Below are 16,729 nucleotides of genomic sequence, written 5' to 3' on the forward strand. Positions count from 1 at the left end.
ATATGAAAAACTTCTTTTTTGATTTTGATAGTACCTTGGCAGATACCCGTAATGTTGCGGTGTTGTCGACGCAACGCGCCTATGACGCGCAAGGGCTGGCCATTCCTAGTCGCGAGGCCGTCGTGAGCTATATGGGCGTGCCAATCGAAGTCTCCTTTGCTAAAATGGCGAAGGAAGATTTGAGCGACCAAGATTTGGAAGACCTTTATACGGTCTTTCGTTCTCAGTATCATGTCACGGAACAAGAGGGGATTACCTTGTTCGACGGCATGGCAACAACTCTGGAACAATTAACCCGACGGGGGGCTAACCTCTACGTGGTGTCCAGCAAGCATTCGGTTCCCCTTCAGCGTAATCTCGATCAAGTGGGATTAAGCGGGACCTTTGCGGCGGTGAGTGGATCTGACACAGTCGACCATTACAAGCCGGCGCCAGATGGTATCTGGAACCTGGTAACCCGTTTTGACCTGGACTTGGCAGAGAGTGTCATGATTGGCGATGCCAAGTATGACATGAAGATGGGCCATAATGCCGGGGTAGCCACCGCAGCGGCCATGTGGGGAGCGGCTGACCCCGAGTCGGTCAAGGCGGAACAACCGACGTATTTATTAAAGACCCCGGCAGACTTACTAACGATATAAATGATAGTGAAGACGGACCGATTGGTTCCGTCTTTTTTGATTTCAAAAGTTTTACCAAATTCTCATATGATCGAAAGGTTGTGCACAACTAGATAGCTTTGACGGTCGGTTGATTAAAATATAATAAGAATAATTATCGGCGGCTCAAAAATAAAAGTTAGCGTCGCAGGATTTGAGCATTCGGTCGAATATCTCTAGGGATTAGCGGCTAAAGCGGCTAAACTAGTTTTAATCATAAGAGACAAGGAGATTACCGATGACCAAACGTCGATGGGGACTGCTCGTTATATTTGTTGTGTCACTCGTATTTTTAATTTGGGAAATGCCGCGTAACTTTCACGCCAGCCTAATCCAGGCCAAACATGTTGTGCGAAAATTAGAGACAGCGCTTCCACGACCAAAGGATGGCGCACCAACACCAATTGAAAAAATTGCCGGCGAACATCCACTTCGGCGAACCTATTACTATCATTTCGACGCCAAGGTTCCCAGTGAGGTGCGGCCTGCCTTTAAGAAGGCGGTGGCAGTTTATAATCAAACCGGGGCGGTCCGTTTAATTCCTGGAAAACCGCAAGGACGCCAGAATGGGATTACCTTCTTTACCTATCACCGCGAGGCCGATGACCGGCGACCGGACTATTTAGAGTTGGGTGAGGGCGGACCTGAGATCGAGCACTACGTCGGCCTGGGAACCTATACCATCAATCGGGCCCATGCTGGAATGAACCTGGCGCACCCACAGACGGGAATTCGAACGTCGGTGGCGATTCACGAGGTCGGCCACGCCATCGGCCTCGACCACAGTCAGAGCCGCCGCTCGGTCATGTATCACATGGATCAGGGGCACTTAAAACTCTCGGCCGCGGATCTTAAAACACTACACGCTTTGTACATCTAAAAAAGATCAGCAAAAAGCCCGCTCTGTCACGGAGAGCGGGCTTTTCATGGAAGTATTGAAGTTTTTAATTACTTAGTAAAGTCAACGACCATCCGGCCAACAATCTTGTTAGCTTTCATTTCGTCAATGATGTCATTAACTTCATCCAAACGACGGGTCTGAACGATTGGGTGAACTTTACCTTCGGCACCAAATTGGAAGGTTTCGGCTAAGTCTTGACGAGTTCCAACCAGGGAACCACGTACGGAGATACCATCCAGAACAGTCTTGGCAATGTTTAATTCCATGTCACCTTGTGGTAAGGCAACGGCAACTAACTTACCATCTGGCTTCAAAGCGTTAACGGATTGCGTGAAGGCATCCTTGTTAACAGCAGTGACTTGGGCGTTGTTGACACCGCCGACCTTTTCTTGGATCTGTTCGGCAACGTTGTTGTCATGACGGTTGATCAGGAGTTCAGCACCGTTTTCCTTAGCAGCAGCTAATTTGTCAGGGTTACCATCAACGGCAACGACGTGGGCACCGAAGACATTGTGGGCGTATTGGATAGCCAAGTTACCTAAACCACCGGCACCAACAACTTCAACCCATTGGCCTGGCTTCGTTTCGCCGACCTTGAGAGCCTTGTACATGGTAACACCGGCACAGGTAAGGGAAGTTGCTTCGACTGGGTCCAAGCCTTCTGGAACCTTAACGGCGTAGTTGGCATCAACGATACATTCTTCAGCCATGGCACCGTCAACAGTGAAGCCAGAGTTCTTGACGTTACGGCAAAGTGTTTCGCGGCCAGTCAAGCAGTATTCACAGTGGCCACAGCCCTTGAAGAACCACGCGATAGAAACACGGTCGCCGATCTTTAAGTTGTCAACATCGTCGGCAACTTGGATAACACGACCAACACCTTCATGGCCAATGATCCGGCCTGGCTGCTTACCGAAGTCACCAGCGGCAACGTGTAAGTCGGTGTGGCAAAGACCACAATATTCCATCTTAACTAAGGCTTCACCATGGGTGATAGGACGTAAGGTAACATCTTTAATGTCAACGTAACCGTCAACTGAATCGCGAATAACTGCTGCTTTCATAATTTAAGACTCCTTTTTATTTTGTCTACAAGGCTAGTATACTAAATTCGCTCTCAATTTCAAGTGAAAAAATGAACAAAAAATAAATATTTTTCAAACGCCGTCGTACCTGGGCCCGTCACAACCGGATCAATCAGATTATACGCTGAATAACCGAATGTGAAGCAACGTGCTAGTAGGCCTTTCAGAAGCAAGAACGCTAAATGGGTACAACCGGTTGCATTTTCTTGTCTAGCTTTGTGGGAAGGACCAGAAGCCTTAAAAATTAGATAAATATGAAAGGGATGGTGGTTTTCGCATACAATTATGAGAAACTATGATAAAATTAAATGTTGAAATGAATATCGGACGTCCTTGTCGCTGGTGGTTTTGCGGCGACTTGAACGCAGTTAACCAACCAGAGGAGTTAAAGTGCAATGAGTCGAATTTTAATTATTGAAGATGAAAAAAATCTTGCTCGCTTTGTTGAGCTGGAACTAAAGCACGAAGGGTATGAAACCAACGTGCAGTTTAACGGACGGACGGGGTTGGAAGCAGCCTTGTCACAGGATTTTGATGTGATTCTGCTCGACCTGATGCTCCCCGAACTGAATGGGATTGAAGTGGCTCGTCGGGTCCGTGAAGTGAAGAGTACGCCAATTATCATGATGACCGCGCGAGATTCCGTGATCGATCGCGTTTCTGGGTTGGACCATGGGGCCGATGATTACATTGTGAAGCCATTTGCCATTGAAGAACTCTTGGCTCGGGTCCGGGCACTCTTACGGCGGATTCACCTTGAGGGCGAACAAAAGAACACCAAGCAAACCACGGTTAAATTCAAGGACTTAACCATCGAAAAGGAAAACCGGATTGTTCGGCGTGGCGATGAAGTGATCAATCTCACGAAGCGAGAATACGAATTGCTCCTGGCCTTAATGGAAAATATCAACGTTGTGTTAGCGCGTGACGTGTTGTTAACCAAGGTTTGGGGTTATGAATCCGAAGTTGAAACCAACGTGGTCGACGTTTACGTGCGTTACCTACGAAATAAAATTGATGTTCCTGGCCAGAAGAGTTACATCCAGACGGTCCGTGGGACAGGGTACGTGATGCGGTCGTGAAAGCAACTGAATTAGAACAGGAAACGGAAGAACAGCCTAGAAAGCGGGGCTTCCGTCTTTCTTTGAAATGGGAATGGACTCTGTCCACCGCACTTGGGGTGCTCGTCATCTTCGCGGTTATCATCATTCTTATTTTTAACAGTTTTATGACGGTGTTAATGCGGCAGGAACGGACTCACGTGGCAGATTCACTAAACGTCGTCGTGGAACGCTTGAGTAGTCAGAAGAAGGCGTTGTCGAGTGGCCAAGTTGACGAATTGTTACGGCCACGGACAGTCCTGGCTGACGAACCCAGTGGTAAAGGCAAAGCGGCTATGCCATACAACAATGCCGTGCTATCGACGTTGTCACGGGATAGTCAAACGGTGACGGTGTACGATACCCAAGGTCAAATTCTTTATGCGACTGACAAGACAGTGGTCCCATTTAAGACTTCTTCACACCAGCACATTGGCGTGAAGACGATTAATAAGGTGAAACACCTTGTGGGTCGGATGCCCATCCGCAGTAAGCAAGGGAATCGTTTGTTAGGATACGTGCAAGTGACCGACAATCTGAAAGATTATCGGGCGACACAGGTGAAACTCTACCAAGTCGCCTTGGTGCTTGGACTTATTGCGGGACTGGCGGCAGCCGTTTTGAGTTACATTTTGGCGTCATTTCTACTGCGGCCAGTAGAAGCTATCAGAGAGACCATTCATGCCGTTAGAGAAGACCCACAGACTGACCGGCGAGTGCCCGAGATTCGGCATACCGATGAGCTCAGCGACCTGGGAACGCTGTTTAACGACATGTTAGACACAACCCAGGGGTATATGGACCAACAACAGCAGTTCGTTGAAGACGTTTCTCACGAATTGCGAACGCCGGTGGCGATTATTCAAGGCCACATGGAAATGTTGGATCGCTGGGGGAAAGATGATCCAGAGGTCTTAGACGAGTCGATCAAGGCTTCCTTGCAGGAAACGAAGCGGATGAAGAGTCTGGTCCAAGAGATGTTAGATCTCCAGCGGGCTGAACAGATTGAAGTCAACTATACCAACGAGGTGACCAATGTTAGTGAGGTTGTCCAACAGGTCTACGATAACTTCAAGATGATTCATCCAGATTTCACCTTTATTCTGGACGACGATGTTCATCGCCCAGTTCAGGTGCAAATTTACCGAAACCATTTGGAACAGATTCTTATTATTCTCTTGGATAATGCGGTCAAGTACACCCAGGCCCAGGCACGTAAGGAGATTCACCTGACGTTCGAGAGTGACATGCGTAACGTCGAGGTCGCTGTTCAGGACTTCGGGGAAGGGATCTCGCAACAGAATATGGATCGGGTCTTCAATCGGTTCTATCGTGTTGACAAGGCCCGTTCTCGAACCAAGGGTGGCAATGGATTAGGTCTGGCAATTGCCAAGCGTCTGATTGAGGCCTACCATGGGCGAATCACCATCGAAAGTGCGGTAGGTCACGGCTCCGTGTTCCGGATTTCGTTACCTATCTTGCCAGATGCGACGGCCAAGATCTTGAATGCCAAAAAGGAACAGGCCCAGGCAATCGCCAATGGCAGTGTGCCAACCGGGATTAAGTCAGCCCTATTAGAGGATGACACTAATCATTCGGAAGAACCAAAGTCCTAATTATCACTAAATACAGTGTTGTGAGTCGCGGATCTTTTGTTCGCGACTTTTTTGTCGTCAAAAAACGATCATGGGGTTGACAGGTTAGCAAAGAATGGGTATTCTAAGATAACTAGTTAGTTAGTCTAGTAACTAAGCAACTTGGAGGAGACTATTCATGAAAATTCTTAAAACGTTATTGACCATCGTGGGGACATTGTTAATTTTGTTGGCAATTGGGGCCATCTTTGCCCCAGCCATGACACGTAATCGGGGGAGTGAGATGGCCATGGCACTCGATAACGTGAATCCCTGGGTGAAGAATGAGACGGTGTATGCTGACACCACGAGTCAACCGATCAAACATTTTATCGGGGGTGGCGGTGAGGACGAGTACACCTACGTGTTACAAACTTACAACGAACAAGGTAAATCACGGAAGCTGACTTTTGACGTTCAGTGGAAGCTCAAACCACATCATTACCTGAAAATTGAAACCAAGGGACAAAATGTCGAGACTTGGAAAGCTGTCGAACGAGAAAACGTTCCAAGTGGTGTGCGGCAGAACCTGATGATGAGCTAAAGTTGCATGTCATTAACGCTGTTGGTAAGCATATTGCTATTAGCAATAATTAATCTATCTATTCTGATGATTTCATGATTGGAGCGGGCTATTCGGTTGTTTAACCAGAGTGGTTTGAGATGATTGATTGGCTTAAGTCAAAACGAAAAAATCGGATATTGTTAGATACAAAAAGGGCCATTACTGAGTTATCAGTAATGGCCCTTTTGAAATGACTTTATTTATGATGTTGTTGCTTACCAGCGTTACGTTGGCGATTCTTCTGTTGAACTTGTTTCTTAGCGGCCTTAACTTCTGTTGGTTTGACGATTGGCACCTCAACGACTGGCTTTGGATTCTTAGCCATTTGGTCACTGATTTCACGTCGGATACGAGGACGGTAGAAGTTAATGATTAAGGTTTGCACACAGGCAAACAGTCCACCGACGAAGAAGTAAAGTCCCAGACCAGCGGGTGAACTCATCGTGAAGAATAAGATCATGATGGGTGACATCAGCATCGCCGTTTGCATTTGCTTCTTCTGTTCAGCAGGCACACCCAATGTGGAGAGGTAACCTTGCAACAGGTAGACGGCAAAGGACAAGATGGCGAGAATCCAGCTAGACTTTCCTAAAGGAATCCCGAAGAAGGCAGCCTTGGAAAGTTCTGGTGAGTACCGGATTGCCGCATAGAGGGCCGCGAAGATTGGCATTTGAATCAACAGAGGCAGACAACCGAGACCACCGGTCATGCTAACGCCATTGTTCTTGTAGACAGCCATAATTGCTTGGCCAGCCGCTGCTTTTTCTTCTTGAGTTTTGGCATTCTTTTGCATCTCTTGGTACTTGGCCAGTTGTGGTCGAATCATCGAGACCTTTTCTTGTTGAACGGTCGCGCTACGCATCTGGCGAATCATGACTGGCAGCAGAACCATCCGAACGAGGAAGGTCAAGACAATGATGGCCCAGCCATAGCTACCGCCAAAGGCGTTAGCAAGCCAATCCATGACATGTTGTCCCGGAATGGCGAGGTAATCGTAGACAAAGCCGTACGGTTTACCATTCTTAGTCTGCACACAACCGCTGAGGACTAAGGCTAGTCCCGCCAATGCGGCGGTTACCGAGACTTTTTTGGAAATCTTCATATTTAATTTGAACCCCTTTTTAGTAAACGATGTAGAGCGCGCACGCCCCCAAACGACGAAATCGTCATTAACAGTCAACATATTACTTGATCTGACGCCGTTTTTCAAATAATAATCTGGAAGTCAGAAAACTTATGTAAGGGGAGCGGGGTGATACTGAGCCGATCGACCACAATCCAGGGAGTCAGTCCCCGCTTGAGTCGGACAATGAGTTCGGCGAGCTGATCCGCTGACCCGGTAGCGATCAGTTCTACCTGACCGTCGCGACAGTTACGGATGGTGCCGGTCAGTCCGATTTGCTGGGCCAATTGGCTGGCCGACCAGCGAAAGCCGACGCCCTGAACCTGGCCGGCAACCATGATTTTTTGCGTTTCCAAGGCGAATAACCTCCTATAAAAGATTTAGGTTAATCATACCGCGAGTGCTCAGGTCTGCCTAGTGGTGTGGTAAAATTAGAAAAAAGTAACGGATGGGAGTAATCAAAGGTGAGAGAACGGATTACATCGAGTCAAAATAAACGGGTCAAGCAATGGCGGGCCTTAACGACGAAGAAGGGACGCAAGGCGACGCAGACTTACCTCTTAGAGGGCTGGCATTTGGTGCAGGAGGCCATTAAGGCCCGTCTCCCACTCACAGCCATCATGGGCACTGAAGAACAGCTCACGGCACATGAGGGGGCTTTCCCGGCGGTCCCAATTTATGAATTGACGGACAGCATTGCCCAAACGATTGGGGATACCAGCACACCACAGGGGATTTTTGCAACGGCGTCCATGCCTAACGACGATCACGTTGATCCGAAGCAAACCAGTGGCATCTGGTTATTCTTGGATCAAGTTCAAGATCCCGGAAACATTGGCACCATGGTGCGAACTGCCGATGCGGCCGGTCTGACCGGCGTTGTCTTGGGACGTGGGAGTGTTAGCCGTTTTCTGCCCAAGGTGCTGCGTTCCATGCAGGGAAGCCAATTTCACATTCAGCTGGTCGAAGGTGACCTTCATGACTGGATCACAGCCTTTACGGAACGTGATTTACCCGTCTATGGGACCAATCTGGACCCGCAGGCCAAGGACTATCGTGACGTGCCCGGTCTGAGCCAGGGAGCCATTGTCATGGGAAATGAAGGCAATGGGATGGCCCCCGATCTACAACGGATGACCACACAGAACCTTTACATTCCAATTAAGGGTCAGGCGGAGTCATTGAACGTCGCTATCGCCGCGGGGATCGTGATGTTTCGGTTAGCCGAATAAGGTTAAGAAAGGGTTAACCGCGGTCGATCACGAGCAATTTGGTTGCTTTTTGCGCCAAAGGCAGTATGATATAGTGTAATTGAGAGACAAAAATCATAATCTATATGAAAAGGAAGCATTCTATGAACAAACTTACTTGGCGTGATGACCCCGAGTACCTTGCCTTAGTTTCTGACTTGTTGGAAAAGGAGCCGGTCCAACGCCTGGCGAATTACACCCAGCACCACCATTCGACACGCTTGGAACATTCTATTTCGGTGTCGTATAACAGTTATTTGATTGCGAAGAAACTTGGTTTGAATACCCGGGCCACTGCACGGGGTGGTTTGTTACACGATCTCTTCTATTATGATTGGCGGACGACGAAGTTTAACTTAGGGTCCCATGCCTTTATTCACCCACGGGTGGCTTTACGTAATGCTGAGAAGCTGACGGACTTAAGCCCGATGGAAAAGGATATCATTCTGAAGCACATGTGGGGGGCAACCCTGGCTATGCCGAAGTACCGGGAAAGTGCCATTGTGTCTTTGGTCGACGATTACGAAGCGGTTCACGAGTTCTGTGGTCCAGCTCGCAAGCGGGTCCACACGTTGGTTGAAAAGTTAACGCCGAACGCCTAGTTTCGTTGAAACGCGGATGGGGGCGAGTTGAATATGCAAACAGTACCATCAAATACAGCCACGGGTTCCGGAGTGGACTTCTCACTCTGCCCACGGTTTGAACGAACCTTTTCCTTCCTAGGAAAGAAGTGGAATGGCCTCATTATTGAAGTGCTTCTGCAGGAAGGGCCACAGCGGTTCCGGGATTTGGCCCGGAAAGTTCCCCGCTGTAGCGACCGTGTGTTAGTTGAGCGGCTTAAGGAGTTAGAGGTTAATGGCGTCATTTTACGACGCACCTTTCCTGATAATTCGTTGATTGAATACGAGTTGACCACTAAGGGTGCCGAGCTTAAAGATGTCATGACTGCCATTCATGCCTGGTCGGACAAGTGGTCTTGTCCTCTTGAAGAAGACCAGTAGGTGTTGACAGCGACGCCAAAATTCGCTAGGCTATGACATGTAATAATTTAAAGACGATGATAGAAAAGCAGTAGCCGGTGCAATTTGTCAGGAAGAGTTTGCCATGATTGGAAGCAAACTTCAAATTACTTGGGTGAATTCAGTTCTTGAGTTGTAATCGGGAGTCACGGAGACGTGATGAATGATTGACCGGTGAGTGACCGTTATCACTTCTGAGTGTGGTTGGTGCTTTTTGAGTACCGACTGAATCAGGGTGGTACCGCGAAGCTTCGTCCCTAGTTATGGGGACGGAGCCTTTTTTTGTGGAAAAGGGGCCAATGGTGGTCCCGGATCTCGGTGAAGAGTCGATAAATAGTGAGCGTAAATAGATAAATGGAGGATGACGTATGTCGTTAAAAGATAAACTCAGCGAGCTGCGGCAACGCGGTTTAGCAGATATCAAGCAATCAACAGATTTAAAAGACGTTAATCAAGTGCGTGTCCAGCTGTTAGGTAAGAAGGGTCCTATCACCGAAGTTCTTCGGGGAATGCGTGACCTGGATGCCGCTGAACGACCAAAGGTAGGGGCATTTGCCAATGAAATCAGAGATGATCTGACGGCTGCCTTGACGCAACGTAAGGAAGAATTGGAACAAGCCGTTTTGAACGCGCAATTGGCCAAGGAAACCATCGATGTTACCTTACCCGGAACACCGGTTGCCAAGGGTGAACCCCACGTGATCCAGCAGATTGTGGATCAGATTGAAGACTTATTCTTGGGGATGGGTTACCAAGTTCTGAGTGGTCCTGAAGTTGAAGAGGACAAGTATAACTTTGAGATGATGAACCTGCCTAAGAACCATCCAGCACGTGACATGCAAGATACCTTTTACATCACTAAGGATATTTTGATGCGGACGCAGACGTCACCAATGCAAGCCCGGACGTTAGAAAAGCATGACTTCAGCAAGGGGCCTTTGAAGATGATCTCCCCAGGAGTCGTTTATCGGCGTGATACTGATGACCCGACCCACTCCCACCAATTCCATCAGGTTGAAGGCTTGGTTATCGACAAGCACATCACCATGGCTGATTTAAAGGGAACGTTACAGGTCTTGGCCCACGAATTATTCGGGGACAAGTTCGACGTCCGCTTACGGCCAAGTTACTTCCCATTCACCGAACCTTCAGTCGAAGCCGATATTACCTGCTTCAACTGTGGCGGTAAGGGCTGCAAGGTCTGCAAGAATACCGGCTGGATCGAAGTTTTAGGTGCCGGTATGGTTCACCCGAACGTCTTGAAAATGGCTGGCGTGGATCCCGACGTTTACGGCGGATTCGCCTTTGGGGTTGGTCCCGATCGCTTTGCGATGTTGAAGTACGGTGTCGATGACATCCGGAACTTCTACCTCAATGATGTCCGGTTCCTCACACAATTTACGAAGAAAGGATAGTCGCCAACCATGAAGATTTCATACAATTGGATTAAAGAATATTTAGATTTAGACGTTAAGCCCGTTGACTTGGCCGAAAAGATTGAACGGACCTCCGTTGAAGTCGATGACGTGACCAAGCCTAGCGATGGGTTGAAGAAGATCGTGGTCGGCCACGTCCTGTCAGTTGAAGCTCATCCTGATTCCGATCACCTGCACATTTGTCAGGTCGATGTTGGGGAAGCAGAACCCTTACAGATTGTCTGTGGGGCGCCTAACATTGCCGAAGGGCAGAACGTGATCGTGGCCTTACCAGGCTCACGGATCGCCAACAACGTGAAAATTAAAAAGTCTAAGATGCGTGGTATCCCCTCTGCCGGGATGATCTGTGCCTTACAAGAAATCGGCTTCAGTGAAGATGTTGTGCCCAAGGCTTATGTCGACGGCATTTACGTTCTGCCAGCAGATGCCACTCCGGGAGATGCCGTTTACGATTACCTGGGCATGAACGACAGCCTGATCGATCTCGATGTGACCCCTAACCGTGGGGACATGTTGAGTGTCTACGGGACACTGCATGACTTGGCTGCCATTTACGACAAGCCTGTCGAATTAGACCATCCAGAGGTCAAAGAAGATGGTGCTGCGATTGATGACCAACTGGCCGTTCACGTGGACGACACGCTGTCCTCACAGTACCGGATGCGTCTGGTGAAGAATCTGAAGTTGGCGCCAAGTCCAATGTGGCTACAGATCCGTCTGTGGAACGCGGGGATGCGGCCAATCAACAATGTGGTCGATATCACGAACTACATTATGTTGAAATACGGTCAACCATTGCACGCTTTTGACTATGACAAGTTCAATGGCGAAGATGTTTACGTTCGGACGGCTAAGGCTGGCGAAAAGTTAATCACCTTAGATGAAAACGACCACGACCTCGACGAAAATGACATCGTGATTGCCGATCAAAAAGGGCCAATTGCCTTGGCCGGTGTCATGGGTGGCTTGGACGCTTCGATTCAGGACGGTACGACCACGGTGGCAATTGAATCCGCCGTCTTCGAACACGACCACATTCGGAAGGCAGCCCAACGGCATAACTTACACACGGATGCTTCCCAACGCTTCGAACGGGGCGTTAACCAAGCTGGGGTGCAAGAAGCCTTGGACGCTGCCGCTCAGATGATGAACGAACTCGCTGATGGGGAAGTCCAAAAGGGTTCCGTTGTTGGCAGTAGCAACATTCCTGAACCGGCAGTTATCGAACTCACGCTGACCCATGTCAATGCCATTCTTGGAACGGCATTGACCATGGACCAAGTTTCCCACATTCTGGAAAGCTTAGGCTTTGAAGTCGCGATCAGCGCGGATACGTTGACGGTCACGGTTCCTGTTCGTCGTAATGACATTCACATCCCAGCCGATTTGTTGGAAGAAATCGCCCGGATTTACGGCTACGATCAATTGCCAGCAACGTTACCAACTGGCCGGATGACGATGGGTTCCTTGACGGCTAAGCAACGCTTAGTACGGGCCACTCGTCAGTCTCTGGAAGGCTTAGGCCTCAACCAGGCGATTTCATACGCCTTAACGACGGCCGACAAGGCTAAGATGTTCATGATGCAGGCCAGTGAAACCACTGAATTGGCTTGGCCGATGACGGTGGACCATGCCGTCCTGCGGATGAACCTCATTACTGGTTTGTTGGATGATATCGCCTATAACTCTGCTCGGAAGGTCAAAGATGTGGCCTTGTACGAACAGGGTCGGGTCTTCTATCGTGAGGATGGTCAAGATCGTCCCGCTGAAGAAGAACACATTGCCGGTGCCATTACGGGGACCTTACTACCCGCTGCGTGGAACCAACCAGCAAAGCCTGTCGACTTCTTCCAAATGAAGGGGATCGTGGCGGCCTACCTCAAGGACATGGCTGTTAATGGTGACGTGACTTACGTGCCAAATGCTGACATGCCAGAGATGCATCCAGGACGGACCGCGGACATCTTGGTCCACGGCCACCGGATCGGATTCTTGGGTGAGGTTCACCCATCGATTGCCAAAAAGTTCAAGGTCGGCGCAACCTACGTCTTCGAATTGAACCTGCAGGCGATTGTGGATATGCCAAAGCAAGAAAATCAATACGATGTCATTTCTCGTTACCCAGCGATCACCCGTGACATTGCGATGCTGGTGGACAACGACATTACCAACGAACAGATCGTGGCGTTAATTGAACGTCGCGGTGGGGCCTTCCTCCAATCCGTCAAGCTGTTTGACGTTTACGATGGTGTTAAGGTGCCTAAGGGCAAGAAGTCCTTGGCCTACACGTTAACGTATCAAGACAAGCACGAGACGCTGGTGGACGACGCCGTGACCCAAGCCTTTGACAAGGTGTCAAAGCGTCTTGAAGAAGAACTTGGTGCCGAAATCCGTTAATTTGTTTACTTTAGACGCGTTTGATTCTCACTTGAGAGTTGAGCGCGTCTTTCCTGTAAGTCTTAAAGATTACAATTTTATCAAAGTAGCGCTTTCATGTTTCCGCGAGCGGGGAACTTCTGTATAATGGAGTGGACTATGGCAAAGAACGGAGGAAATAAGTTGGATAATGACAAAAATCCCATCCCGTCACGGCAGGATTCGGGTAACAAACGGTCGTTTGGCCACAAGATTATGGTCGGGGTGATTAGCCTGATAGTAATTTTAGCCGTTGTAATTGGATTCTTTGGGTATCATTTCTTCCAGACGGCGTTAAAGCCTATGGATACAAAGAATACCAATGTGGTACAGGTTCACGTTCCCCTGGGCGCCACATCCAATAAGATTGGCCAGATTCTTCAGGATAAGAAAGTCGTCAAGAGCGGCATGGTGTTTAACTACTACGTTAAATCCAACAAGTTCACGAACTTTCAGGCCGGTTATTATCAACTCAAGCCCTCAATGACCTTGCATCAGATTGCTAAGCAATTACAGAAGGGTGGTTCGGCTGAACCCATTCAAAGTACGGCGGGTAAGCTGTTAGTTCGCGAAGGAGAAACGGTAGACCAACTGGCCGCCGAAATCCCAATTCAAACGGATTTCACCAAGACGGAATTTCTCAAGTTGATGGATGACGAGACCTTCTTCAACCAGCTTGCTGAAAAGTATCCAGAACTGTTGGGCTCCGCTAAGTCGGCGAAGAACGTCCGCTATCGGTTAGAGGGTTACCTGGCACCAGCCACTTATGAGGCTGGCAAGAAGATGACGCTCAAGCAGATCGTGACGCAAATGGTTGCCAAGACCAATCAGAATCTGCAAGGCAACTATGCGACAATTAAGAAGCAAAAGTACAGTGTGCAGGAAGTCTTGACGTTGGCCTCATTGGTCGAACGTGAAGGGGTATCACAGAACGATCGTGATAAGATCGCAGGTGTCTTCTTTAACCGGCTGAAGGCTGGGATGGCCTTACAGTCAGATATTTCCGTGCAGTATGCCTTGAAGACCACCAAGAAGACGTTAACCTACAAGGATTTGAAGAAGAAGTCACCCTACAACCTGTACATTCACACAGGTTTTGGGCCTGGACCTTTCGATAATCCTAGCACCTCGTCGATTACAGCGGTACTTCACCCGAAGGACCGTAGCAAGGGGTATTATTACTTCATTGCCAACACTAAGACGGGTAAGGTTTACTTCTCAGAAACATATGCCCAGCATCAAGCATTAACCAGTTCACTAGCAAGCGATAATAAATAAAGGATGGCGACAGATTTGGCAGGAAAAAAGCGACCGATCATTATTGGTGTTACCGGGGGTTCCGGCAGTGGGAAGACCACGGTTAGTCGGGCAATCTTCAATCAGTTGATTGGACATTCGATCATGATCTTACAACAAGATTCATACTACAATGACCAGTCAGAAATGACCATGGAAGAACGGGCAGCCGTGAACTACGACCACCCACTGGCCTTCGACACGGATTTGTTAATCAGTCAGTTACAACAACTGCTTAACTACCAACCCATCGAAAAACCAGTCTATGACTACAATCTTTCGACGCGAAGCACCAAGACCATCCACCAGGAACCTCGCGATGTCATCATTTTGGAAGGAATTCTGATCTTAGATGACGAACGTCTCCGGGACTTGATGGATATCAAGGTCTTCGTCGATACGGACGACGACATCCGGATCATTCGTCGGATCGAACGAGATATGAATGAACGGGGTCGCTCTTTAGATTCCATCATCCAACAGTACTTAGCGACGGTTAAGCCAACGTACCACCAATTCGTGGAACCAACGAAACGGTATGCGGATCTCATCGTGCCAGAAGGTGGCGAAAACCAAGTGGCGATTGACCTCTTGGTTACGAAGATTCGGGCCATCCTCGAAGCTAATGGGAATCACCAAGTTTTTGACAATCCAGACACAACCATATAGAATAGGACGGGTTAGCTGCAACTGGGCTAACCTTTTGTGAACTTAACCAAAATTCAGTGTGTAAAAGGGACGACTAGCCGGTCAGCACTAATGGCGTTGATTTGGCATCGGCGGCCTTTTTAGCACACTTTTCGGTGAGATAGCATCGACAAAGACTAGCGACCCGCCAGATGGCAGGGCGACTAAATTAAAACTAATAATTAGGGGTGTTCAGCGTGGCACAAGATAAAATGTATCCAATGACTGAAGAGGGCAAAGAAAAACTCGAAAAGGAGCTCGAAGACTTAAAGATGGTTCAACGGCCTAAGGTTATCGACCGTATCAAGATTGCCCGGTCATACGGAGACCTTTCCGAAAATTCTGAATATGAATCAGCCAAGGACGAACAAAGTATGTTAGAAACCCGGATCAGTACCGTTGAACGGATGATCCAATACGCCCAAATCATCGACAATGATGGGACTGACAAGGACGAATTAACGGTAGGTAAGAAGGTTACCTTCAAGGAATTACCAGACGAAGAACCTGAAGAATACACCATCGTTGGTGCTGCCGAAGCCGATCCAATGGCCGGTAAGATTTCTAACGACTCGGCCATTGCCAAGGGCCTATTAGGTCACCGCAAGGGTGATGAAGTGACCTTCCCAACACCTGGTGGGGATATGTCCGTTAAGATCTTGGACGTGGAGTAAAAGAGTGTGCCAGAAGGCGGTTAGCTGGTGAGCATTAAGGCTGATAACCGGATAATCCTGGTCTTGGATTATTTGGTTATCAGCCTTAAGCGGAACCAGCTGCCTTCTGGCACACGTTTCGACAATCTAAATTCAAAGAGAATCGGGTTAGGTTTACCACGGAACCCGGTTCTCAAAAAAATTTCATAGTAAGTCCAAGGGAGGTGACCTCAGTCGCCTCCCTTTTGTTATCGGGCAATCAGCACGAGTTCGTGATAGATCCTACAAGCAGAAGGGTGGTAATGGGGCTGAACTTCCGCCATACTGAAAGCGTAACCATCGCCTTGCGTACACAGGTGTGGACGTGGTATACATGGTGGTGAAAGCGAATTCATTAAACGGTAAAGGGAGTCCTACGACATGAAGATTACGGTGACTGATACGGCTAGCAAGTGGTTCCGCGACGAGATGGGTATGACTGGCCGCGGTATTCGGTTCTTCGGGAAGGTTTACGGGAAGACTCCCGTGCACCAGGGCTTTTCACTGGGGATGACTCCCGTGCACCAGGGCTTTTCACTGGGGATGACCCCCGATGACCATCCCCGTGATCCCATCGTAGCGGAAAAGAAAGATGATGTGACGTACTATATCACTGAGGGTGATGAATGGTTTTTCGTCGGCTATGATCTGACGATTGATTATGACCCTGAAACAGATGGGCCAACCTACATTTATAAGGAAAACGGTGAATTGGATTAAATTTGATCGAAAAAGAGCGGAGTTGACTGCCTTTTGTCTCACGTTTCGACTAGAGATGTTCGGAGCACAAAAAACATACTAAGATTAGCTCTGTAAAACCGATTTGGTTTTACAGAGCTTTTTTTGAATTACAGTAGGTATATGGAG

At 48.5% G+C, this 16,729-nt stretch carries 17 protein-coding genes; 14 read left to right on the plus strand and 3 right to left on the minus strand.

Annotated elements, in window-relative coordinates; genetic code table 11:
* The first annotated feature begins 2 nt into the window (after window positions 1-2).
* Together OCU14_RS07275 and OCU14_RS07280 are read left to right on the plus strand one after the other, a co-directional pair.
* Complete coding sequence (locus OCU14_RS07275; RefSeq protein ID WP_261810439.1) at window positions 3-641, plus strand: HAD family hydrolase; 639 nt, start codon at window positions 3-5, stop codon at window positions 639-641.
* Between the two features lie 256 nt (window positions 642-897).
* Window positions 898-1,539 (plus strand): matrixin family metalloprotease, encoded by a 642-nt coding sequence (locus tag OCU14_RS07280; protein ID WP_261810440.1) that lies wholly within the window; start codon window positions 898-900, stop codon window positions 1,537-1,539.
* 68 nt (window positions 1,540-1,607) lie between these two features.
* On the opposite strand, the gene adhP is transcribed toward OCU14_RS07280, so the two are convergent.
* The gene (adhP, locus tag OCU14_RS07285; RefSeq protein WP_261810441.1) at window positions 1,608-2,624 is read right to left on the minus strand and encodes an alcohol dehydrogenase AdhP; all 1,017 of its coding nucleotides are present in this window, start codon (window positions 2,622-2,624) and stop codon (window positions 1,608-1,610) included.
* Window positions 2,625-3,040: 416 nt separating this feature from the next.
* Here adhP and OCU14_RS07290 point away from each other — a divergent pair, with 416 nt between their 5' ends.
* The 3 genes from OCU14_RS07290 to OCU14_RS07300 all read left to right on the plus strand — a co-directional run bounded on the left by OCU14_RS07290 (window position 3,041) and on the right by OCU14_RS07300 (window position 5,923).
* Entirely contained in the window at window positions 3,041-3,727 is a 687-nt protein-coding gene (locus OCU14_RS07290; protein WP_057877962.1) for a response regulator transcription factor, read from the plus strand.
* The gene (locus OCU14_RS07295) at window positions 3,724-5,361 is read left to right on the plus strand and encodes a HAMP domain-containing sensor histidine kinase (protein ID WP_261810442.1); all 1,638 of its coding nucleotides are present in this window, start codon (window positions 3,724-3,726) and stop codon (window positions 5,359-5,361) included. The genes OCU14_RS07290 and OCU14_RS07295 overlap by 4 nt, the downstream gene beginning before the upstream one ends.
* 157 nt (window positions 5,362-5,518) lie before the next feature.
* Window positions 5,519-5,923, plus strand: a complete 405-nt coding sequence (locus OCU14_RS07300) for a YxeA family protein (RefSeq protein WP_261810443.1) — start codon at window positions 5,519-5,521, stop codon at window positions 5,921-5,923.
* A 217-nt stretch (window positions 5,924-6,140) separates the two neighbouring features.
* Here the strand turns inward: OCU14_RS07300 and yidC are convergent, their stop codons facing one another.
* Together yidC and OCU14_RS07310 are read right to left on the minus strand one after the other, a co-directional pair.
* Complete coding sequence (gene yidC / locus OCU14_RS07305) at window positions 6,141-7,046, minus strand: membrane protein insertase YidC (protein WP_261810444.1); 906 nt, start codon at window positions 7,044-7,046, stop codon at window positions 6,141-6,143.
* Window positions 7,047-7,150: 104 nt separating this feature from the next.
* Entirely contained in the window at window positions 7,151-7,423 is a 273-nt protein-coding gene (locus OCU14_RS07310; RefSeq protein ID WP_261810445.1) for an acylphosphatase, read from the minus strand.
* A gap of 108 nt (window positions 7,424-7,531) precedes the next feature.
* On the opposite strand from OCU14_RS07310, the gene OCU14_RS07315 reads away from it, so the two are divergent.
* From OCU14_RS07315 to OCU14_RS07355, 9 genes are all read left to right on the plus strand, one after another.
* Complete coding sequence (locus OCU14_RS07315) at window positions 7,532-8,299, plus strand: TrmH family RNA methyltransferase (protein WP_261810446.1); 768 nt, start codon at window positions 7,532-7,534, stop codon at window positions 8,297-8,299.
* A gap of 122 nt (window positions 8,300-8,421) precedes the next feature.
* Window positions 8,422-8,919: an HD domain-containing protein gene (locus OCU14_RS07320; protein ID WP_057877956.1), complete on the plus strand. Its 498-nt coding sequence runs from the start codon at window positions 8,422-8,424 to the stop codon at window positions 8,917-8,919.
* Between the two features lie 33 nt (window positions 8,920-8,952).
* A complete protein-coding gene (locus OCU14_RS07325; protein ID WP_261810447.1) occupies window positions 8,953-9,318 on the plus strand; it encodes a winged helix-turn-helix transcriptional regulator in 366 nt (121 codons plus the stop codon).
* A 386-nt stretch (window positions 9,319-9,704) separates the two neighbouring features.
* Complete coding sequence (locus OCU14_RS07330) at window positions 9,705-10,751, plus strand: phenylalanine--tRNA ligase subunit alpha (RefSeq protein ID WP_261810448.1); 1,047 nt, start codon at window positions 9,705-9,707, stop codon at window positions 10,749-10,751.
* 9 nt (window positions 10,752-10,760) lie between these two features.
* Entirely contained in the window at window positions 10,761-13,169 is a 2,409-nt protein-coding gene (gene pheT / locus OCU14_RS07335) for a phenylalanine--tRNA ligase subunit beta (RefSeq protein WP_261810449.1), read from the plus strand.
* A gap of 138 nt (window positions 13,170-13,307) precedes the next feature.
* On the plus strand, window positions 13,308-14,465 hold the full coding sequence (mltG, locus tag OCU14_RS07340) for an endolytic transglycosylase MltG (RefSeq protein WP_261810450.1): 1,158 nt from the start codon (window positions 13,308-13,310) through the stop codon (window positions 14,463-14,465).
* Window positions 14,466-14,468: 3 nt separating this feature from the next.
* Window positions 14,469-15,152, plus strand: coding sequence for a uridine kinase (gene udk, locus OCU14_RS07345; protein ID WP_057877951.1), 684 nt, complete (start codon window positions 14,469-14,471; stop codon window positions 15,150-15,152).
* Between the two features lie 230 nt (window positions 15,153-15,382).
* Window positions 15,383-15,844, plus strand: coding sequence for a transcription elongation factor GreA (gene greA, locus OCU14_RS07350; RefSeq protein WP_373875081.1), 462 nt, complete (start codon window positions 15,383-15,385; stop codon window positions 15,842-15,844).
* 399 nt (window positions 15,845-16,243) lie between these two features.
* Window positions 16,244-16,582 (plus strand): HesB/YadR/YfhF family protein, encoded by a 339-nt coding sequence (locus tag OCU14_RS07355; protein ID WP_261810451.1) that lies wholly within the window; start codon window positions 16,244-16,246, stop codon window positions 16,580-16,582.
* Window positions 16,583-16,729: the final 147 nt, after the last annotated feature.

This window comes from Levilactobacillus humaensis (assembly GCF_024345185.1).
Lineage (GTDB): Bacteria > Bacillota > Bacilli > Lactobacillales > Lactobacillaceae > Levilactobacillus > Levilactobacillus humaensis.